The following is a 21005-nucleotide window of genomic DNA, read 5'->3' on the forward strand; positions in this document are numbered from 1 at the left end:
GACCAGAGAGCCCATGGCCAGTTACAACGCAGACGCCATCGAAGTCCTTTCCGGCCTGGATCCGGTGCGCAAGCGCCCGGGCATGTACACCGACACCAGCCGCCCCAACCACCTGGCCCAGGAAGTCATCGACAACAGCGTCGACGAGGCCCTGGCCGGCCATGCCAGCTCGATCCAGGTGATCCTCCACGAGGACAACTCCCTGGAAGTCATCGACGACGGTCGCGGCATGCCGGTGGATATTCACCCCGAGGAGGGCGTCTCGGGGGTCGAGCTGATCCTCACCAAGCTGCACGCCGGCGGCAAGTTCAGCAACAAGAACTACCAGTTCTCCGGCGGTTTGCACGGCGTCGGCATTTCCGTGGTCAACGCCCTGTCGACCCGCGTCGAGGTGCGGGTCAAGCGCGATGGCAACGAATACCGGATGACCTTCGCCGACGGCTTCAAGGCCAGCGACCTGCAGGTGATCGGCACGGTCGGCAAGCGCAACACCGGCACCAGTGTGCATTTCTGGGCGGATAGCAAGTATTTCGATTCGCCCAAGTACTCGGTCAGTCGCCTCAAGCATGTGCTCAAGGCCAAGGCCGTGCTCTGTCCGGGATTGCACGTCAGCTTCGAGGACAAGGCCAGTGGCGAGCGGGTCGAGTGGCTGTACGAGGAGGGGCTGCGCTCCTACCTGGTGGATGCGGTCAGCGAATTCGAACGCCTGCCGCTCGAGCCGTTCTGCGGCAGCCTCAGCGGTAACAAGGAGGCGGTCGACTGGGCGCTGCTGTGGCTGCCGGAGGGTGGCGATACGGTGCAGGAAAGCTACGTCAACCTGATCCCCACGGCCCAGGGCGGCACCCATGTCAACGGCCTGCGCCAGGGCCTGCTGGACGCCATGCGCGAGTTCTGCGAGTTCCGCAGCCTGCTGCCGCGCGGGGTCAAGCTGGCGCCGGAAGACATCTGGGAGCGCATCGCCTTCGTCCTCTCGACCAAGATGCAGGACGCGCAGTTCTCCGGCCAGACCAAGGAGCGCCTGTCCTCGCGCGAGGCCGCGGCCTTCGTCTCCGGGGTGGTCAAGGACGCCTTCAGCCTGTGGCTCAACGCCAACCCGGAGCTGGGCCAGCAGCTCGCCGAGCTGGCGATCAGCAACGCCAACCGCCGCCTCAAGGCCGGCAAGAAGGTCGAGCGCAAACGCATCACCCAGGGTCCGGCGCTGCCCGGCAAGCTGGCCGACTGCGCGGGGCAGGACCCGCTGCGCTCCGAGCTGTTCCTGGTCGAGGGCGATTCCGCCGGCGGCAGCGCCAAGCAGGCGCGCGACAAGGAGTTCCAGGCGATCCTGCCGTTGCGCGGCAAGATCCTCAATACCTGGGAGGTGGATGTCGGCGAAGTGCTGGCCTCCCAGGAAGTGCACAACATCGCCGTGGCCATCGGCATCGACCCCGGTTCCAACGACCTGGCCCAGCTGCGCTACGGCAAGATCTGCATCCTCGCCGACGCCGACTCCGACGGTCTGCACATCGCCACCCTGCTCTGCGCGCTGTTCGTCCAGCATTTCCGTCCGCTGGTGGATGCCGGACACATTTACGTGGCCATGCCGCCGCTGTACCGCATCGACCTGGGCAAGGAGATCTTCTATGCCCTGGACGACGCCGAGCGCGACGGCATCCTCGACCGCCTGATCGCCGAGAAGCGCCGCGGCAAGCCGCAGGTCACCCGCTTCAAAGGGCTTGGCGAGATGAACCCGCCGCAGCTGCGCGAAACCACCATGGACCCCAACACCCGGCGCCTGGTCCAGCTGACCCTGGCGGATTATCCGGGTACCCAGGAACTCATGGACATGCTGCTGGCGAAGAAGCGCGCCGGCGACCGCAAGTCCTGGCTGGAGTCCAAGGGCGACCTGGCCGAGGTGCTGCTTTGATGCGGCGACTGGCTGTCGCCCTGTTGCTGGTCGCCGCCCCGGTCCTGGCCGAGCCCCAGGCTCTGGAGGAGCTGAGCCTGGTCAGCGAGCATCCGATCGAAGGTATCGCCGCCGGCAACCTGTCCGGCCTGGCCTGGTGCGGCGAGGCACTCTGGGCCGTTTCCGATCGTGAGGATGACCGCTTGTACCGCCTGGCTGCCGGCGACAGCGTCTGGCAGGCCGAGGCCGAACACTTCGTCGCCCCGCCCCTGTCCTCGACCCTGCTGCCCTGGGGCTTGCGCATGCGCACCTGGGTCACCGGCCTGGTGCGTGGCGGTAAGCTGGATTTCGAAGGTCTGTCCTGCGATGCCGTCGGCAATCGCTATCTGGTCAGCGAGGCGCGCGCCGCCGTGTTGCAGATCCCTCCCGCGGGGGCGCCGCAATGGCTGGCGCTGCCCGATGGCATGGTGCGCCAGGCGCGGGCCAGCGGCATGCTCTGGCACTTCAATGCGCTGCTCGAGGGCGTGGCCATCGATCCCGCCGGCGAGCGCCTGTGGCTGGCGGCCGAACGCCGACGCCGCGGCCTGCTGGTGCTGCACAAGCAGGGTTCGAGCTGGCGCTGCAGTGGCAGTTGCGTGCTGATGAACGAAGGCGGCAGCGAGCCATCGGCGCCGCAGCTGGGCGGCGAGATGCAGTCTCGGGACTTCGCCGGACTGGCCTTTTACAAGGAAAAGCTCTTCACCCTCGAACGTCAGGCGCATCGCATCTGTCGGCGCAAGCCGAGCGATGGCGCGGTCGAGCGCTGCTGGTCGTTCGCCGCCGAGGCCTTGACCGATGCCCGGCGTTATCCGCCGCCCTTTGGTCTGGCCGAGGCGCTGTGGGTCGATGAGCAGGGCGCCTGGATCGGTAGCGACAATGGCCGGCATACCCGTGCCGATGGCGAGCAACGCCCGGTCGTCTGGCGTTTCGCCGCGCCCGAGGGCGGCTGGGGGCGTAGCCGGTGAGCACGCCAGCTCCGGGGCGGCGGATCGGCCGGGTCATGTTGGTGCTGGCCTGGGGCGCCGCGTTGCTGCTGGCCACGCACTTCTTCGGCAACTGGGAGGAACGGCGCAACAACCCCAACCAGGCGCCGCAGTCGGTGCAGGGCGATGGCTATATCGAGGTGCGCCTGCTGAGCAGCCGCGGCGGCCATTACCTGCTGGGCGGCCGGATCAACGGCGCCAGCGTGACCCTGCTGCTCGATACCGGCGCCACCGCCGTCGCCGTACCTGCCGCCCTGGCCGAATCCCTCGGCCTGCAGCGCGGTGCGCCGGTGCAGATCCGTACCGCCAATGGCACCGTGGTCGGCTACCGGACCCGGCTGACCAGCCTGCAGCTCGGCGAGATCCAGCTGCACGACGTGGCCGCCCTGATCACCCCGGGGATGGACGGCGACGAGGTGCTGCTCGGCATGAGCGCCCTGAAACAACTCGAATTTACCCAGCGCGACGGCACCCTGGTGCTGCGCCAGACCACTTCGCTTGACTAAATTTTCTGATCAATGAGGCACGCATGAGCGAACCCCTCGATTTGAGCCTGGACGGTGTCGAACGCCGTTCCCTTGCCGACTTCACCGAGCAGGCTTATCTCAATTATTCGATGTACGTGATCATGGATCGCGCCCTGCCGCATATCGGCGACGGTCTCAAGCCGGTGCAGCGGCGCATCGTCTATGCCATGAGCGAGCTGGGCCTGGACGCCGACTCCAAGCACAAGAAGTCGGCGCGTACCGTCGGCGACGTGCTCGGCAAGTTCCACCCGCACGGCGACTCGGCCTGCTACGAAGCCATGGTGCTGATGGCCCAGCCGTTCAGCTACCGCTACACCCTGGTCGATGGCCAGGGCAACTGGGGTGCACCGGACGATCCCAAGTCGTTCGCCGCCATGCGCTACACCGAAGCCCGGCTGTCGCGCTACGCCGAGGTGCTGCTGAGCGAACTGGGCCAGGGCACCGTGGACTGGGTGCCGAACTTCGACGGCACCCTCAACGAGCCGGCGACCCTGCCGGCGCGCCTGCCGAATCTGCTGCTCAACGGCACCACCGGCATCGCCGTGGGCATGGCCACCGACGTGCCGCCGCACAACCTGCGCGAAGTGGCCGCGGCCTGCGTGCGCCTGCTCGATCAGCCGGACGCCACGGTCGAGCAGCTCTGCGAGCACGTACTCGGCCCGGATTATCCGACCGAGGCGGAGGTCATCACCCCGCGTGCGGACTTGCTGAAGATCTACGAAACCGGTCGCGGCTCGGTGCGCATGCGCGCCGTGTACCGCGTCGAGGATGGCGACATCGTGGTCACCGCGCTGCCGCACCAGGTCTCCGGGGCCAAGGTGCTGGAGCAGATCGCCGCGCAGATGCAGGCCAAGAAGCTGCCCATGGTCGCCGACCTGCGCGACGAGTCGGACCACGAACACCCCTGCCGCATCGTCATCATCCCGCGTTCCAACCGGGTCGATGCCGATGAGTTGATGCAGCACCTGTTCGCCACCACCGAGCTGGAATCGAGCTACCGGGTCAACAGCAACGTCATCGGCCTGGACGGCAAGCCGCAGGTGAAGAACCTGCGCAGCCTACTGACCGAGTGGCTGCAGTACCGCGTGGGCACGGTGCGGCGGCGCCTGCAGTTCCGCCTGGACAAGGTCGAGCACCGCCTGCACCTGCTGGAAGGCCGCCTGATCGCCTTCCTCAACCTGGATGAAGTGATTCATATCATCCGCACCGAGGATCAGCCCAAGCCGGTGCTGATGGAACGTTTCGGTCTCACCGATATCCAGGCCGAATACATCCTGGAAACCCGCCTGCGCCAGCTGGCGCGGCTGGAAGAGATGCAGATCCGCGGCGAACAGGAGGCCCTGGCCAAGGAGCGCGCCAAGTTGCTGAGCCTGCTCGGCAGCGAAGCCAAGCTGAAGAAGCTGGTACGCCAGGAAATCCTCGACGATGCCGAGAAATATGGCGACGAGCGCCGTTCGCCGATCGTCGCCCGCGCCGAGGCCAAGGCCCTGTCGGAAACCGAGCTGGTGCCCACCGAGCCGGTCACCGTGGTGATCTCGGAGAAGGGCTGGGTGCGCTGCGGCAAGGGCCATGAGCTCGACGCCACGGGCCTGTCGTACAAGGCCGGCGACGGCTTCAAGACCGCCGCGCCGGGCCGCTCGAACCAGTACGCGGTGTTTATCGACTCGACCGGCAGGAGCTACTCCCTGGCGGCCCATTCGCTGCCGTCGGCGCGCGGCCAGGGCGAGCCGCTGACCGGGCGCCTGACCCCGCCACCGGGGGCGACCTTCGAGTGTGTGCTGCTGCCGGACGACAGCGCCCTCTTCGTGATCGCCTCGGATGCCGGCTACGGCTTCGTGGTCAAGGGCGAGGACCTGCAGACCAAGAACAAGGCCGGCAAGGCGCTGCTCAGCCTGCCGCCAGGCGCCAGGGTGCTGGCGCCCAAGCCGTTGCACAGTCGTGAGCAGGACTGGCTGGCCGCCGTGACCACCGAGGGCCGGTTGCTGCTGTTCCCGGTGCGCGACTTGCCGCAACTGGGCAAGGGCAAGGGCAACAAGATCATCGGCATCCCCGGCGAGCGGGTCGCCAGCCGCGAGGAATACCTCACCGACCTGGTGGTGTTGCCGGGCGGGGCGACCTTGGTGTTGCAGGCCGGCAAGCGTACCCTGTCGCTCAAGGCGGATGACCTGGAGCACTACAAGGGTGAACGGGGGCGGCGCGGCAACAAGCTGCCGCGTGGTTTCCAGCGGGTCGATGCGCTGCTGGTGGAGTAGCGGGCTAACCGACGGAGGCTGGGATGGTTGAGGGCGAGCAGGGCGCAGGGCTGCACTGGTCGGTAGCGGATGGCCAGCCAGCGCGCCTGCGGGTGGACGGCGCCTGGCTGCTGCAAGTGGCCAAGCCCGACCTCGAAGCTATCTGGTACAGCCAGCGGCAACTGCCCGCGCAGGTGCAGGTGGAGGTCGCCGTGGCGGCCTGGGACAGCAGTCTGCTGGCACTGCTGCGCCGCCTGCAGCGCCTGGCCATGGCGCAGGACGTGGAGCTGCTCTGGCACGGCTTGCCGGACGGTGTCGAGCGGTTGCTGCAGATGGCGGCCAAGCCGTCCACCCAGGCCCTGGAGGCGCCGGTTCCGGCGTATGGTCCGGTTGCTCGCCTGGGCCTGCTGTTGCTCGGCGTGCTGGCCAGTGTCGCTCAGACCTGCCGTTTTCTTGGTGAGCTGGTGCTGGCGTTGGGCCGTCAGCTGCGCGGCCGCGGGCGCATGCGCCGCGGTGATTTCTGGCTGGCCCTGCAACAGTGCGGGCCGGGCGCGCTGCCGATAGTGGCGCTGATCGCCATTCTGGTCGGCCTGATCCTGGCATTCGTCGGCGCCGCCCAGCTGCAGGCCTTCGGTGCCCAGCTGTATATCGCCAACATGGTGGCCATCGGCATGACCCGCGAGATGGGCGCGCTGATGACCGCGGTGATCATGGCCGGGCGCACCGGCGCGGCCTATGCGGCGGAGCTGGGCAGCATGCAGGCCAACGAGGAGATCGATGCGCTGAAGACCTTCGGCTTCCCGCCGCTGGAGTTCCTCGTCCTGCCGCGCGTGCTGGCGTTGCTGGTGAGCATGCCGCTGCTCTGCGTGTTCGCCGACGCCCTCGGTATCCTCGGCGGTTTCATCATCGGCTCCGGCCTGTTCGATATTTCCGCGCAGCTCTACCTCAAGCAGAGTCTGGAGATGCTCAGCCTCAGCGATTTCCTGGTGGGGATCGGCAAGAGCCTGGTGTTCGCCGTGCTGATCGGCCTGATCGGTTGTCACTACGGCCTGGCCTGCGGGCGCAACGCCCAGGCGGTGGGCCAGGCGACCACCCGGGCGGTGGTCAGCATCATAGTGGCGCTGGTGGTCAGCGATGCGCTGATCACCCTGATCTGCACCCGGCTGGGGGTCTGAGATGCGCGAGGCGGTGCTGGTCGCCGAGGAGCTGAGTGCCGGCTACGGCAATCTGGTAATCCAGCACGACCTCAATTTCGCCATCCGCCGTGGCGAGGTGTTCGTCATCATGGGCGGCAGCGGTTGCGGCAAAAGCACCCTGCTGCGCCATCTGATCGGTCTGCAGGCACCGCTGGCCGGGCGGGTGCTGTTGCATGGCGAGGATTTCTGGGCGGTGGATGAGGACAGGCGCGCCGCCTTGCAGCAGCAGTTCGGCGTGCTCTACCAGAATGGCGCCCTGTGGGGGGCGATGACCCTGCGCGAGAATATCTGCCTACCGCTGGCGGCCTACCGCCGGCACCTGCAGCCGGCCGAACGGGTCGAGCTGGCGGCGTTGAAGCTGGCGCTGGTCGGTCTGGCCGGCTGCGACGAGCTGTATCCGTCCGAGCTGTCCGGCGGCATGCGCAAGCGCGCCGCCCTGGCCCGGGCGCTGGCACTCGATCCGCAGGTGTTGTTTCTCGACGAGCCTTCGGCCGGCCTCGATCCGATCAGTTCACAGTCCCTGGACGAATTGATCCTGCAGTTGCGTGATAGCCTGGGCTCGAGCATCGTACTGGTGACCCATGAACTGCCGAGCATCCAGGCGGTGGCCGATACCTGTCTGTTCCTCGACAATCAGAGCCGCACCCAGATCGCCCTGGGCACCCTGCAGGAATTGCTGGCCGATGGGCCGGAGCAGGTGCAGCGCTTTCTGCGGCGGGGCGAAACGGCTCACCCAATGGAGACGGCATGAGCGAAGCGCGCAAACCCTTTATCATCGGCGCCTTTCTGCTCGGCGGCCTGGCCCTGCTGGCCGCGGGTCTGCTGCTGCTGTCGCGCGACAGCTGGTTCAGCCAGCCCAGCGAGTACGTGGTGTATTTTACCGGCGCCCTGGACGGCCTGGATGTCGGTGCCGACGTCACCTACCGCGGGGTCAAGGTTGGCATGGTGCGCGAGATTCGCCTGTCCTACGATCGCGAACTCAAGGATGTGGTCATGCCGGTGGTGCTGCGCATCAATAACCCGGGGCAGCAGCAGGCCGGCTCCCGCGGCTTCGACCAGTTCATCGGTCAACTGGTCGAGCGTGGTCTGCGGGCCCAGTTGCAGACGCCCAGTCTGTTGACCGGCAAGGCGATAGTCGCGCTGGATATGTTTCCGGAACAGGCCGGCTATGTGCGCACGCGGCACGAACTGGATCTGCCGACCATCCCCAGCGTGCCCTCGCGTATCGATGAGGTTGCCGATGTGCTGCGTGAGTTGGCTGGCAGCCTGCGTGAATTGCCGTTGCAGGAGATGGTCACCTCAGCCACGCAGACCCTGCAAGCCCTGGAAAAACTGACCAGTTCCGCGGAACTGCAGCAGGGTCTGTTGAACATGAGTCAGTTGCTGGGCAAACTCGACCGTCTGAGTGGACGTCTGGAACAGCAACTGCCGCCGATCATGGATAATGTGCAGCAGAGCAGTATTGACCTGCGTGATGCCGTGGGCGAAATTCGCCGCGCGGCGCAGAACGCCGCGCAGGCCTTGCAGCAGGTCAACCAGCTGGCGGTTGAAGGTCGTCGCAGCCTCGGCCCGGAATCCGAGGTACAGTACGAGATGTTGCGAGCCCTGCAGGAGCTCGGTCAGGCTGGAAAAGCGCTGCAGCGCACGATGGAAGGGCTCGACCAGCAGCCCCAATCACTTATATTTGGCAAATCAAGGTAATGTTTTGATGAGATCGTTGCACTTCTCGCCGCCGTTGTTGTTGCTTCTCGCGGCTTTGACCCTGCAGGGCTGTGCAGTGCTGCAACCACCGGCGCAGTTCTATCAGCTCGAACAAGGCAGGCCTGAACTGCCGCAGGACGATAAAGGGCCGGCGTTACTGCTCGGCCCGTTGAAGCTGGCGGACTACCTGTTGCGCGAAAATCTGGTGCAGCGTGAGCTCGACGACAGCCTCTCGCTCAGCCAGCAGACCCGCTGGGCCGGCAGCCTGCAGGACGATGTCGGTCAACTGCTGTTGCGCCAACTGGCCGGGCAACTCGATACCAGCCGCGTCGCGCTGTATCCCGATCGCGTCGGTTTCGCCACTGAGGTTCAGGTGGTGCTGAACATCAGCCGACTGGATTCGGGCGTGCAGCAGCCCGCGGTGCTCGAAGCGCAATGGCGCCTGCTCGATGCCGCCGGGGCGCAGCGAGGCAGCCGAGTTGTGCGCCTGCAGGCCGAACACGGCGGCACTGTGACCGAGCAAGTGCGTGCGCAGAGCCAGCTGTTGCAGCAATTGGCTGGCGAGTTGGCTAGCGCAATCAAGGCCATGCCGGTTGCCGAGGCCGCACCTGCGCGCAAGCCGGTGGTCAGCGCACCGCCCAAGCCGCCGGTCAAGAGTCCGCCGGTTCCGGTACTTGAGCCGGCCACACAAACGGAAGTGTTCCGCTTCTAGGCGCCAGCAGCCTGTCGGGTTTTCGTGCAATCGAGGTCCGACAGTCGGTCAGCGTGTAGCCTGGATGCAATCCGGGGCGCGGTGGCTTGGCCAATACGAGTCCCCGGATTGCATCCGGGCTACGGGCCGGCTTCGTAGGCTGGGTTAGCGGCGCGGTACGCTGGCAGATCACCCGAGCGCGATCGTGACGCGGCGCGTAACCCATCAAGCGATCGACCGCGTTGCGCCGCGTCCCCTGTGGCGTGATGTCGGCTAATGGCTGCATGCGGCTAACCTGCGCGCCCCGCCCCGCCCTAGGCGTTTTTGTGATTCTTCGGCTTTTCGGCTTTTTAGCGGTGTTCGTGCATGTGCGCCAGCTGGCGCTCGAGCAATGATGGGTAAGGCTCCAGCAGGCGCTCCACGCAGCAGGCGCCTTCCGGGCTGGCGATAGTGCGAATGCGCGCGCGCTGGCGTACCAGCGCATCGTCACCCACCCGCCGTTCGAGCAGCAGCAGGTTGCGGCTGTGCTGGGAGAGGGCTAGGGCATCCTGGGCGGTCTCGCTGAGCAGCAGGTCGCCCTGGCTCAAATCGAGCAGCTCTTCGCCCTGGGTCAGGCCCAGTTGCAGTTGCAGGGTGATGCCGCTGTCGGCCACCTCTATCTGCAGGGCATGGCCGAGCGCACGCATCAGTTCGCCGCAGCAGATGGCATGGGTCAGGTAGTCCTCACCGCTGTCCTGGTGATGGAACAGCATCAGGCTGCTGCCGTCGTTGAGGGTGTGCAGTTCGCCTCGATAGAGCGCCGAGGCCTGGTTCAGGCAATCGCGATAACGTTGCAGCAGATCCATCAGGCGTGCGCGCGGCAAGCGTCGGAGCTGCTCCTGGGCGCCCAGTTGGATGGCCAGCACGGCGCTCTGTTGCGGGGCGTTGACGGTAAGCGTGGGAATCGCTGCCGGTTCATCGCCGTGGTCGCGCAGATCGGCGAAGGGGTCGTCATCGTTCGACGGGTCGCGTGGGCGGTCATGGCCAGCCTGGTTGCTGTCGTCAAAGCGCTCATCGTGCAGGTCGCGCACCTCGAAGGCCGGTTCGCCGTCGTCATCGTCGAACTCGTGCTGGTCGGCCTCCTCGTCATGAAAATCCTCGGGCTCAGACTCGGGCTCGGGTTTTTCCGGGACCAGGCGCATTTGCAGTTGACGTGCCAGGTCGCCGATTTCGTCCTGACGGCCGGCGCCGGGCGCCGGATCGTCCGGGTCGCGTAACCAGACGCGCAGTTGCAGCAGCGGGGTGGAGATATGCCGGCCCAGGCGCATGCTCAGGGACAAGGCCAGTGCCAGCAGAATCAGGCTGAGGATGCCCATGCTCTGCAGGCTGATGGTCATCGGTTGCTGAAACTGGCGCATGTCCAGGCTGATGCGTAATTGGCCGGCGATCACCTCCTGAAAGGCAATCGGAGTCGAGTACAGGCCTTCGGTCTCGCCCAGCATGGTCTTGCTCGGGCGCGCACCCGCTTCGGCGAGCACGCGGTTATCCACGCTGTAAATCGCGGCGTGAGCCACCAGCGGGTTTTTCACCAGGTTGTTCAGCAGCACGCTGAGGCTGAGGATGTCATTGGACACCAGCAGCTCGGTGGCCGAGGAGGCCGTCTGGGTGATCAGGCTGGTGCCCAGGGCTTCGGCCTGCTGTTCCATCGCATGTTTGAACTGCATGCCGATCACCCAGGCATAGATCACCAGCGCCAGAGCCACGAGCAACAGGCTATGGCTGGCGATGCGCAAGGCCAGGGGCACGCGGCGTTGACGCAGGGCCTGGAACAGCAGCAGGAAGAAATTATCGGGCTTGACGGGGGCGGGCCGGTTCACAGAGCTCGGCTCTTATCGACAGTAGGTGTCGCGCAGTATAGCGACCGCTCTGCATAGGGCAAAGCGCCGCGCGTGTCCGTATGGCCGCGAAAATGGGTAGAATGGGCGGCTTTTCCGCAAGCTTGCTCTGCCAGCAGCCTGTTGACCATTAACCGAGCCCCGGAGGGTGCGCCTTGCGCGAAATCGTCCTGATCAATATTACCGGCGAAGACCGTCCCGGTCTGACTGCCGCAATTACCGGTGTGCTGGCCCAAGGCGGGGTGAATATCCTCGATATCGGCCAGGCGGTGATCCACGACACCCTGTCCTTCGGCATTCTGGTTGAGATTCCGCCTACCGAACAGGGCTCCTCGGTGCTCAAGGATCTGCTGTTCGCCGCCTACAAGCTCGACCAGCAGGTGCGCTTCACCCCGGTGTCCGAGGCGGATTACCAGCAGTGGGTCGACGGTCAGGGCAAGGCGCGGCATATCGTGACCCTGCTGACCCGCAAGGTGACGGCCGAGCAATTGCAACGGGTCAGCGCCATTACCGCCAAGTACGGCCTGAACATCGACCATATCGATCGCCTGTCCGGGCGCATGCCTCTGGATATGCCGGCCGAGCAGGGCAAGGGTTGCATCGAGTTTTCCGTGCGTGGCGAGCCGGCCGATCAGGCGGCCTTGCGCGCCGAGTTCCTCAGCGTGGCGCAGGAGCTCAACGTCGATATCGCCTTCCAGCGCGATTCGCTGTTTCGGCGCAATCGCCGCCTGGCGGTGTTCGACATGGATTCGACGCTGATCGAGGCCGAGGTGATCGACGAGCTGGCCAAGGCTGCCGGGGTTGGCGAGCAGGTATCGGCGATCACCGAGCGGGCCATGCGCGGCGAGCTGGATTTCGCCGCCAGCTTCAGGGAGCGTCTGGCCCTGCTCAAGGGCTTGCCGGAAAGCGTGCTGAGCGACATCGGCGCCTCGCTGCGCCTGACCGAGGGCGCCGAGACGCTGTTCAGCGAGCTGCACCGCCTCGGCTACAAGACCGCGATCCTGTCCGGCGGCTTCAGCTACTTCGCCAGGCAGCTGCAGGCCAAACTGGGTATCGACTACGTCTTCGCCAACGAACTGCAGATCGTCGACGGCCTGGTCACCGGCGTGGCGGTCGAACCGATCGTCGACGCCCAGCGCAAGGCCGACCTGTTGCGCGAGCTGGCGGAAAAACAGGGGTTGCGCCTGGAGCAGACCATCGCCGTCGGCGACGGCGCCAACGACCTGCCAATGCTGGCCATTGCCGGCCTGGGCGTGGCCTTCCGGGCCAAGCCGCTGGTCAAACAGTCGGCCAAGCAGGCCATCTCGACCCTGGGCCTGGATGGCATCCTCTATCTGCTGGGCTTCCGCGATCGCGATGGCCTGGAGTGATAAGCCGATAAGGCGCGCTGGCTCGGCTAGGGCTTGAGCGGAATGGGGGAGGAACAATGAGGGTGTGTCAGCCTCGATGGCGGGGCACGATCCCTCATCCCTCATCCCTCATCCCTCATCCCTCATCCCTCATCCCTCACTCGCACTATTCGTCGCCCGCCGAGAAGTCGTAGTCCATCGACTGGCTGGGGCCTTGCAGGTAGTAACCCTGGATGTAATTGACCCCGGCCTGCCAGAGCGTGGCCAGCACGCTGGCGCTCTCGATAAAGGGCACTATGGTCAACTTGGCCTGGGCGTGTAGGCTGGCCAGCAGGGCTTTCAGCGCCTCCTGGCTGTCCGGGGTGGCCAGGTCCTGGGAGAAGGAGCCGTCGATCTTGACGAAGTCGATGTGCAGGTGTTTGAGGGTGTTGAAGGGGTTGATTGCGCAGCCGAACTGGCTGAGCGCCACCTTGCAGTGCAGTTCGTTCAAGCCTTGGGTCAGCGCCTTGGCCTGCTTGAGGTAGGCGATGGCGTCCGGTTCGCTGAACTGGAAGGCCAGCGCGTCCGAGGGCAGGCGTGCCGCCTTCAAGGCCACGCTGAGCCACGGCAGCAGGGTCTGATCCTGCAGGCTGGCGCTCGACAGGTGGACGAACAGGTGAGTGTTGTGGCCCTTGTTGCGGTGGTCGGCGAGCAGCTTGATCGAGTTGAGGATCACCCAGCGGTCGATTTTCTCACCCAGGCCGGCCTCTTTGGCGGCGTTGAGAAACTCGTGCGGCGGGACCTCTTCGCCTTGCGGGCTGAGCAGGCGCAGCAAGACTTCGTAGTATTCATGGCTGTCGCCGCGCAGGCTGATGATCGGCTGGAACAGCAGGCGGAAGCTGTTGTGCTCCAATGCCTGCTGGACCATGGCGACTATGTTGCCGCGGTTGGCGGCCGCGGCCAGCTCATCGCCGGGGTTGAACAGCTTGAGCGCATTGCCCTGGTCGAGTTCGTCGGCGCAGCGCTGGGCGCGGTCGACCACTTCCTGGGCTTTCGGGGTTTTTTCGTTGAGGCCGGCGACGCCAATCGACAGGGTGCTCTGTGCCGTGCGGCCGTTGACGTCGAACAGGTTGCTTTCGACCTTTTTCATCAGGCCGGCCAGGCCGGCTTCTGTTTGCTCCGGGGTCTTTCCGGGTTGCAGGACGGTGAATACATCGTCGCCAAAGCGTGCCAGCTGTGCCTCGGGGGTGAAGTGGCCGCGCAGCAGGTTGGCCAGGTCGGCGAGCAGCAGGTCGATCCCCGCCAGGCCGACCTCTGCCAGCAGGCTGGCATAACGGTCGATGCGGATATAGGCCAGGCTGGCCGGCTGGCCGGCATTCACCGCGCGCTCGGCGGCAGCATCCATCAGGCCGAGGAAATGAGTGCGGTTGTACAGGCCGGTGACCAGATCCTGGCTGCTGATTTCGCGCAGCTTCTCTTCCAGTTCGGCGTTGCCGCTTTCTGCGTGGATCACCACCTGGATGCAGGGTTCGCCGTCATAGTTGGCCGGTGAGAAGCTCATACGCACCGGGAAGCTCTGGCCGTCGGCCTGGACGCCGGAGCAGGCCAGTTCGGCGTTGCCTTCGGCGCTCTGGTAGTTTTTCAGGAAGTCCTTGAAGCTGCTCTGGTCGGCGCTGGCGATCAGGTCGATCATCGGCATGCCTTCCAGCTCATCGCCATCCTGATAGGCGAAGAGTTCGAGGTAGGCGCGGTTGGCGTAGATGTGCATGCCGTCATGCACGTAGGCGATCGCATCGACCGAACTGTCGAGCAGCAACTGGCAGCGCTTTTCTGTCTCGCGCAGGGCTACTTCGGCGGCACGCCGGGCGCGGCGTTCCTCGAGGTTGGCCAGTTCGCGTTTGGCCACCAGCACCAGGCGCTCGTCTTCGCCTTGCGGCAGCGCATCCTGGGCCCCCAGGGCCAAGGCCTCGGTGATGCTGTCGGAGTCATTGTCGGCGAGCAGCTGGATAACGGGGATATCTTTGGCCTGGCGGCGAATCGCGTTGATTGCCTCGCCTGGCTCGAGGTGTTCGCTGCTGGGGGCGCAGATCAACAAATCCCAGCTGTGCTGCAGGGCCTCGCTCAGGTCTTCGCTGGAGATCAGGCGATGCACGCGCGTGGCGCGGCCGGCGTTGCGGAACAGGCTGACGAGACGCTCGGCCTCGTTCTGCGAGTCTTCGAGAATCAGCAGTCGAATGGTTTTTTTTTCGATGGCCATATCAGGAGTCAAATCTGCGGCGAACGGGCGTGAAAAGGTGACAAAAGCTGCTGTGCCGGCAATCTACAGCGACTTCCATAACGAGTCAAAGTCTTCCTCCCCGCCTGCGCGGTGGTTGTCATGGGCTGTGACGGGTTTCCTGGTATCGCTGGCGTTCTGTTCGACACTGCAGTATTCGAATTGATTGAAGCTGCCGGTGCTGGTTTGTCGATGGCTCAGTACGGCTCGGCGTTCGGTGCCATTGCGGTTGATCATTACCTTGTTGCCTTCCTGGAAGGGCAGGCGTGGTGTGATCAGGGTGGCGGGGCGGGAGATCGCACTGATTTCCGGCAGCAGCAGGGCGCGCAGGTATTGGCTGTTGTGTTCGGCCTTGCGCAGCAGTTGCAGGCCGCAAGCCTGTGCATGCGGGGCGATCAATTCGATGCCCATCTGGGTGCCGCCGCCGCGAACCTGACGAATCCAGCGCACCACGGCAACGCTCCAGCCCTGTTCCGGCGAGTCCTGCACGCCGAGCAGCTCACCGGCTTGCAGTTGGCTGGGCACCTCTTTGGGCCAGGACAGGCAGTAACCGCCCGGGCTGTGGTTGACGATCGGCAGGACGAAGGTCGGGTAGCTCTCGGTGTCGGCGGGTTCGGCCTGAATGGCTTGGTTCGAGGGTTTGCTGTACTCGATTTCCTCCAGGAGCATGCCACTGCTCCAGCTGTTGCTCTTGTGGGTGTCGAAGGCTTTCGACCAGACATCCGCAGTGCCGCTATCGGTGTCGGGGTTGAACACCGCTGCCTGGGGCTCGCTCGCCAGTTGCAGGATCTCGTTGAAGGAGCGCTCGCCGGCCAGGAAAAAATGCAGGGCACTCATGCCGATGCACAGGGTCAGGGCGCCCTGGCCGTGGGTGCGATTGAAGGTCCGTTCGGAGATGTCGCCCCAGGCCGCGGCGAGGTGTTGCAGCATGTCCAGACTGAACCCTTCGGGTACCAGCAGGCGCGACTGGCGGGTATTTTCCGCAGGCAGCAACAGGTACTCCTGAATCGCATCGACCAGTGGATGGGGGTCGATGCCCAGTGCGTTGTGCAGTCCCTTGTCCTGAAACAGTGAGCTGTAGCGCGGCGGGCCATCCACTTGCGGGGCCACCGCGAACAGGCTTGAGGGCGCATCGCCGGCTTGCAGGTGGACCAGCGCACTCCAGGGTTCGAGGACTTCGGCGAGACGTGCGATGCCGTTCTGGCGCATCTGGTTGCAGCGGGCGCAGCCGAGCAGCAAGGCCACCACGTAGCTCTGCTCGGTGCTCAGGCTCTGCGTGTGGCGGGCCAGCGGATCGCGGATCGCGAGTCTGTGCAGGCGCCGCTCGCGGGCTATCTGGTAGAGCTGGTGCAGCTCCAGCCAGAGGCCTTCCGGCACCGGGCAGTACAATTGGCTGGAGCGAATCAGGGGGCCGCACAGGCTATGGGTGGCGCGCTGCAGGGCGACGCTCAGGAGTGGATTGCGCTCGCCATTGTTTTGCGGGGCGAGGTTGGCAACGATCAGTTTGTAGCCGACGGCCAGATGGTTCTGCAGGGCCTGGCAGAGATTGGCAATTTTGCGCGGGCGTTCATCGAGGACTATCGCCTGGTTGAGGAAGTGGCGCTCCAGGTGTTTGCAGACGAAGTAGATCTCCGGGCGCAGTAACTCCAGTAACTGCAGGCGGTTATCCGCCGCGGTGCGCAACTGGTTGAGCTCGACCAGGGCCTGGTATAGCTGGCGGGCGGTTTCTCCGATATTGGCTTTCGGCAGGTTGGCGATCCAGCGCTTGAGATCGCGCGGGCTGGCATCGCAGAAAGACAGGACAGACTTTTGCGGTGTGGGGATCCGGAGCAGTAGGTGGGAACTCTGTTTATCCATCTGGCTTGGATACTCCAACGCCCGGAGCTCGGCCGAGTCAGTCTCTTGAAAATCGATGTGGCGAACTTTAGCAGTATCTGGCAGGGGGTGCAGCCTGACATCGCCAGGCTGCTCGGGCGCTATCCGGATTAGCCGGCCTGGCTATTGCCGATGCTTTGACCCATGCGCACGCTGCTGTTGGCGCCCAGGGTTTGCGCCCAGCTCACCTGGTCCGGGCCGAACAAGACGATGGCCGTCGACCCCAGCTTGAAGCGACCCAGCTCCGCGCCCTGGTCCAGGGTGATGGGCGCGCGCGTCGCCTCGTCATAGCGGACGCTTTTCAGCTGGCGCTTGGGTGGCGTGACCAGGCCGGCCCAGACGGTTTCGATCGAGGCGACGATCATCGCGCCGACCAGCACTACGGCCATCGGCCCGCGCTCGGTGTCGAACAGGCAGACGACCCGCTCGTTGCGGGCGAACAGCTCCGGGACATTTTCCGCGGTGGTCTGGTTGACCGAGAACAGCCGGCCCGGCACATAGACCATTTCCCGCAGGGTGCCGGCCAGCGGCATGTGCACGCGGTGGTAGTCCTTGGGCGACAGGTAAATGGTCGCGAATTCGCCGCCCATGAACGGGCTGGCGCGATCACTGTCGCCACCGAGCAGTTCGAGCGCGCTGAAACTCTGGCCCTTGGCCTGGAATATCCGGCCGTGCTCGATCTTGCCCAGTTGGCTGACGGCGCCGTCGGCTGGGCTGAGGATCGCGCCCGGGGTGGTGTCGAGCGGGCGTGCGCCCTCTTTCAGGGCGCGGGTGAAGAACGCGTTGAAATGCTCGAAGGCGCTCGGGTCCTGGATCTGCGCTTCGCTCATGTCGACCTGGTAGCGCTTGGCGAACCAGCCGATCAGGCGATTCTTGAACCAGGCTGCGCGGCATTCGGCCGCGCAGCCGATCAGGCGCGACAGCAGGTGGTGCGGCAGCAGGTACTGGCTGAGGATGAACAGGCGGTCTTTCATGAATGTTCCTTGGGGGTTCGACGGCATGCAGGTGGCGGCTACTTCGCGGGCTCAGCGTTCGACCGGGGTGTCGGGATGGTTGCCCCACTCGCCCCATGAGCCGGCGTAGGCCTTGACCCGCGGATAGCCGAGCGCCTTGGCCACCAGGTAGGTGAAGCCGGAGCGGTGGTGGGTCTGGCAGTGGGTGATGATTTCCTTGTCCGGGCTGATGCCGAGGCTGGCGAGCAGCGTGGGCATGTCCCGGCGAATGCGCAAGGCGCGGGTCGGATCCATGGCGGCCGTCCACTCGAGGTTGACGGCGCCAGGAATGTGTCCGGCTTTGGCGGCCAAGGCCTTTTCGCCGTTGTACTCGGCGGGTGAGCGGGCATCCCAGATCGCCAGGTCGGCGGCGCCCAGGCGGCGTTGCAGGTATTCGCGGCTGGCTGTCGGGCCGTTGTCGAGCGTCAGCTCGAGTGTGCCGGTGCATGCGGCGGGCTGCTCGCTGCTCAGCGGGCGATCCTCGGCCAGCCAGGCCTGCAGACCGCCGTCGAGGTAGTGGTAGTGCTTGTGGCCGATCACGTCCAGCAACCAGATGAAGCGCCCGGCCCAGCCGCCGCCCTCGTCGTCGTAGACCACGTAGACGGCGTCCGGGTTATGGCCCAGTTCGGCGAACAGCTGTTCGAGCTGTGCCTGTTCCGGCAGCAGACCGGGAGCCGGTGGCTGGCCCAGCTGGGTGCGTTTGGGGTCGACGAAGCGTGCGCCGGGAATGTGGCCGGCGGCGTAGCGCGCAGCGCTGGTCAGGTCGACCAGAATCAGTTCGGGCGCGGCCAGGCGCTCGGCGAGTTCGACCGGTTCGATAACCAATGGCAACGCAGCGAAGGCAGTCATGCTGGGCCTCTTTGATGGCAAGTTGTGACAAGGTGAATAAAAGGACGGATTGTAGCGGAAAGCCTAGCGTTCACGTTTGGCAAAACTGTCCAGGGCGCGCTGAATGCATTGCACGGTTTTACCGAAGACTTGCACGCTGCTGTCGTTGAGTACGGTGCCGGACTGGTCGACGACGATGACCATCGCCACGCGGCCGTTGCTGGCCAGTGAGCGGATCAGCAGGTGTTCGCTGGGGAATAGCGCTTTCAGCGAGCCGGGCAGCAGGGCCGAGAATTGCGCGATATTGGCCGGTGTCAGGCGCAGCTGTGCCGGTGCCTGGAGCAGGCGCCGCAGCACCTGGCTGTGCTGTGGGTCGATGATGAGGGTATTGGCTGACTTGTTCAGGCCGGTCTGTTGCTGGGCCCGCAGGCGGCTGTGGCTGCGGTCGGCCAGCAGCAGCAGTACCCGCGACATGCCGCAGGCTTGCAGGGCTTGAGTGATGCTGCTGGTGAGCTGGTCGAGGTTGTGGAACGCACTCGGCTGGGCGAGCAACTGCGCGCAATGTTGGCGCCAGCCATTGTCTGCCGGCGCTGTCTTCGCTGCTGGAGCGGGGGCGTTGTGTTGCAGGCGCCGAGCATCCCAGGGCCAGAGCAACGCCTGGGCGGGGTGCCAGAGTTCTGTGGTGGCTTGCTGGCGGGCGCCCTGCGCCGCGTGCTGGTGAATCTGTTGCTGCACATCGCTCAGCGGCAGCTGCAAGTAGAGCCCGGTCAGATGCTGCCAGCGCAGGCTGTGCGGGCTGTTCCAGGCGTGGTGGGCAGACAGTGCCAGGCCGTTGGCCAGCAGGATGCTGTTGGCAGGCTGGGTCAGCCAGCGCCGCAGAGGAATATCGGCATCGAGCATTTGCTGCTGGTGCAGCGGGTGTTGATTGTCGCGGGCGATGTGCAGCGCCTTGACCAGTTGGCGGCGGTCGGCAACCAGCAGGCGGTAGCCCTGGATCACCCAGTCGGGCAGGCGCCAGCGTTCGGCCAAGGCCAGACACAGGGCGAGCAGGGGCACGCCGAGCAGTTCCTGCTCGACCTTGGCGGCCGGTTCGGCGCGGGCCAGTACGCGTTGCTCCCATTGCTCGAACAGCTCGGGATGGGCCGCCAGCAACGACCAGATAGGCGCGAGAAACAACAGGCTGCCCCAGTGGATCTCCTGCCAGAGCCGCGCCAGGCGCGCGCTGAACAAACCGCTGGCTTGCTGCGCGGCGTGTTGGCTGATCAATTGGATCTGCCGCAGGGCCAGGGGGATTTCCTCGAGCGGGCGAGCGGGTTGGCGTTTCACCAGCTCCAGGGTGCGCTGCAAGCCCAGTCGGCTGAGCGCGCTTTCCAGGCTTTCGGCAGGGGTGCTGAAACTGCCGGCCTGGCGATTGGCCTCCCGCAGCACGCTCAAGGCCAGGGCCGGGCTGGCCTGCATCAAGTCGGCTATTTCACGCAGTGAGCGGCGGTTGTCGGACAGGGCGCGACAGACAGTCAGGTGGTTTTCGACCGGTACCGGCAGCAGCTGTTTCTCCAGCCGTTCGAGCCAGTCTTCGAGGGTGCGCGGTAGGGGTTTGGAGATAGGCATCGGTGCTTAGCCATGCTGGCTTTTAGACTTAACTGGCTATAGTCTCGCGCATAAGTTCCGATAAATAGAAGGGTTGTTTTGCATAACCCTCACTCCAGGCTCCGGCAAGTTTCCTCTCTATGGCAAAAATCATTGGCATCATCGTTGTAATTGCTAGCGTGCTCGGCGGGTTCATGCTGTCCGGCGGTCAGTTCATGGCGCTGGTACATCCATTTGAAGTCTTGATCATCGGCGGTGCCGCGTTGGGGGCTTTTCTGCAGGCCAACCCGGGCAGCATGTTCATGCGCGTGTTCAAGAAGTCCTTGAGCATGTTCAGTTCGCGCTTCAGCCACGCCTATTACCTGGACGTGCTCAAGCTGGTCTACGAAATCCTCAACAAGAGCCGGCGCGAAGGCATGATGGCCATCGAGGCCGACATCGAGGAGCCTGAGGCCAGCCCGATCTTCAGCAAGTATCCGGGCATCCTCAAGGACCAGCGGATAACGGCCTATATCTGCGATTACCTGCGCATCATGTCTTCCGGCAACATGGCGCCGCATGAGCTGGAAGGCTTGTTCGACATGGAGATCGCCAGTCTCAAGGAAGAACTCGAGCATCCCTCGCATGCCGTGGCCAAGGTCGCCGATGGCATGCCGGCCATGGGCATCGTCGCCGCAGTGTTGGGGATCGTGATCACCATGTCGATCCTGGCCGAGGCCGACAATGCCATGATTGGCTACAAGGTCGGCTCGGCGCTGGTCGGTACCTTCCTCGGTATTCTCGCTTCCTACGGTTTCTTCGGTCCGCTGGCTGCGGCGCTGGAGCATGACGCCAAGGAAGAGATCAACGTATTCGAAGCGATCAAGGCCGGTCTGGTCGCCTCGGCATCCGGCATGCCGCCCTCGCTGGCCGTCGAGTTCTCGCGCAAGGTGCTCTACCCGGCCCATCGCCCGAGTTTCTCCGAGCTCGAGCAGGCGATGCGCGGAAACTGACGGA

16 protein-coding genes are annotated in these 21005 nt (G+C 65.1%); 10 read left to right on the forward strand and 6 right to left on the reverse strand.

The genetic code is table 11. From position 1 onward, the window contains the following. Nucleotides 1-13: 13 nt before the first annotated feature. Genes parE through BM315_RS12835 form a run of 8 tightly spaced genes read left to right on the forward strand, consistent with a single transcriptional unit; the run spans nt 14 to nt 9271 of the window. Nucleotides 14-1903 (forward strand): DNA topoisomerase IV subunit B, encoded by a 1890-nt coding sequence (gene parE, locus BM315_RS12800; RefSeq protein WP_090501533.1) that lies wholly within the window; start codon nt 14-16, stop codon nt 1901-1903. Further along, nucleotides 1903-2886: an esterase-like activity of phytase family protein gene (locus BM315_RS12805; protein WP_090501536.1), complete on the forward strand. Its 984-nt coding sequence runs from the start codon at nt 1903-1905 to the stop codon at nt 2884-2886. The genes parE and BM315_RS12805 overlap by 1 nt, the downstream gene beginning before the upstream one ends. Nucleotides 2887-2921: 35 nt before the next feature. Beyond that, a complete protein-coding gene (locus BM315_RS12810) occupies nt 2922-3410 on the forward strand; it encodes a retropepsin-like aspartic protease family protein (RefSeq protein WP_425287783.1) in 489 nt (162 codons plus the stop codon). 23 nt (nt 3411-3433) lie between these two features. Continuing rightward, nucleotides 3434-5683 (forward strand): DNA topoisomerase IV subunit A, encoded by a 2250-nt coding sequence (gene parC / locus BM315_RS12815; protein WP_090501540.1) that lies wholly within the window; start codon nt 3434-3436, stop codon nt 5681-5683. Nucleotides 5684-5706: 23 nt separating this feature from the next. Then, a complete protein-coding gene (locus BM315_RS12820) occupies nt 5707-6837 on the forward strand; it encodes an MlaE family ABC transporter permease (RefSeq protein WP_090501542.1) in 1131 nt (376 codons plus the stop codon). 1 nt (nt 6838) lies between these two features. Beyond that, the gene (locus BM315_RS12825) at nt 6839-7609 is read left to right on the forward strand and encodes an ABC transporter ATP-binding protein (RefSeq protein WP_090501544.1); all 771 of its coding nucleotides are present in this window, start codon (nt 6839-6841) and stop codon (nt 7607-7609) included. Beyond that, nucleotides 7606-8559, forward strand: a complete 954-nt coding sequence (locus tag BM315_RS12830) for an MlaD family protein (protein ID WP_090501546.1) — start codon at nt 7606-7608, stop codon at nt 8557-8559. The genes BM315_RS12825 and BM315_RS12830 overlap by 4 nt, the downstream gene beginning before the upstream one ends. Nucleotides 8560-8566: 7 nt before the next feature. Next, nucleotides 8567-9271: a PqiC family protein gene (locus tag BM315_RS12835; RefSeq protein ID WP_090501549.1), complete on the forward strand. Its 705-nt coding sequence runs from the start codon at nt 8567-8569 to the stop codon at nt 9269-9271. 329 nt (nt 9272-9600) lie between these two features. Here the strand turns inward: BM315_RS12835 and BM315_RS12840 are convergent, their stop codons facing one another. Beyond that, on the reverse strand, nt 9601-11106 hold the full coding sequence (locus tag BM315_RS12840; RefSeq protein ID WP_090501551.1) for an AhpA/YtjB family protein: 1506 nt from the start codon (nt 11104-11106) through the stop codon (nt 9601-9603). Between the two features lie 173 nt (nt 11107-11279). Between BM315_RS12840 and serB the strand changes: the two genes are divergently transcribed. Next, nucleotides 11280-12494 carry a phosphoserine phosphatase SerB gene (gene serB / locus BM315_RS12845; protein ID WP_090501553.1) on the forward strand — a complete coding sequence of 405 codons (1215 nt, stop codon included), beginning with the start codon at nt 11280-11282 and terminating at the stop codon, nt 12492-12494. 145 nt (nt 12495-12639) lie between these two features. On the opposite strand, the gene BM315_RS12850 is transcribed toward serB, so the two are convergent. The 5 genes from BM315_RS12850 to BM315_RS12870 all read right to left on the reverse strand — a co-directional run bounded on the left by BM315_RS12850 (nt 12640) and on the right by BM315_RS12870 (nt 20030). Then, nucleotides 12640-14709, reverse strand: a complete 2070-nt coding sequence (locus BM315_RS12850; RefSeq protein WP_090501555.1) for an EAL domain-containing response regulator — start codon at nt 14707-14709, stop codon at nt 12640-12642. 63 nt (nt 14710-14772) lie between these two features. Then, nucleotides 14773-16584 (reverse strand): molecular chaperone, encoded by a 1812-nt coding sequence (locus BM315_RS12855; RefSeq protein ID WP_090501557.1) that lies wholly within the window; start codon nt 16582-16584, stop codon nt 14773-14775. Nucleotides 16585-16712: 128 nt separating this feature from the next. Further along, on the reverse strand, nt 16713-17576 hold the full coding sequence (gene asd / locus BM315_RS12860) for an archaetidylserine decarboxylase (protein ID WP_090501559.1): 864 nt from the start codon (nt 17574-17576) through the stop codon (nt 16713-16715). A gap of 51 nt (nt 17577-17627) precedes the next feature. Next, nucleotides 17628-18443 (reverse strand): rhodanese-like domain-containing protein, encoded by an 816-nt coding sequence (locus tag BM315_RS12865; protein WP_090501561.1) that lies wholly within the window; start codon nt 18441-18443, stop codon nt 17628-17630. A gap of 63 nt (nt 18444-18506) precedes the next feature. Continuing rightward, nucleotides 18507-20030: an HDOD domain-containing protein gene (locus tag BM315_RS12870; RefSeq protein ID WP_090501563.1), complete on the reverse strand. Its 1524-nt coding sequence runs from the start codon at nt 20028-20030 to the stop codon at nt 18507-18509. A 119-nt stretch (nt 20031-20149) separates the two neighbouring features. Between BM315_RS12870 and motA the strand changes: the two genes are divergently transcribed. Beyond that, entirely contained in the window at nt 20150-21001 is an 852-nt protein-coding gene (gene motA, locus BM315_RS12875) for a flagellar motor stator protein MotA (RefSeq protein ID WP_090501565.1), read from the forward strand. Nucleotides 21002-21005: the final 4 nt, after the last annotated feature.

Origin of the sequence: Pseudomonas borbori (assembly GCF_900115555.1) — a bacterium.
GTDB lineage: Bacteria > Pseudomonadota > Gammaproteobacteria > Pseudomonadales > Pseudomonadaceae > Aquipseudomonas > Aquipseudomonas borbori.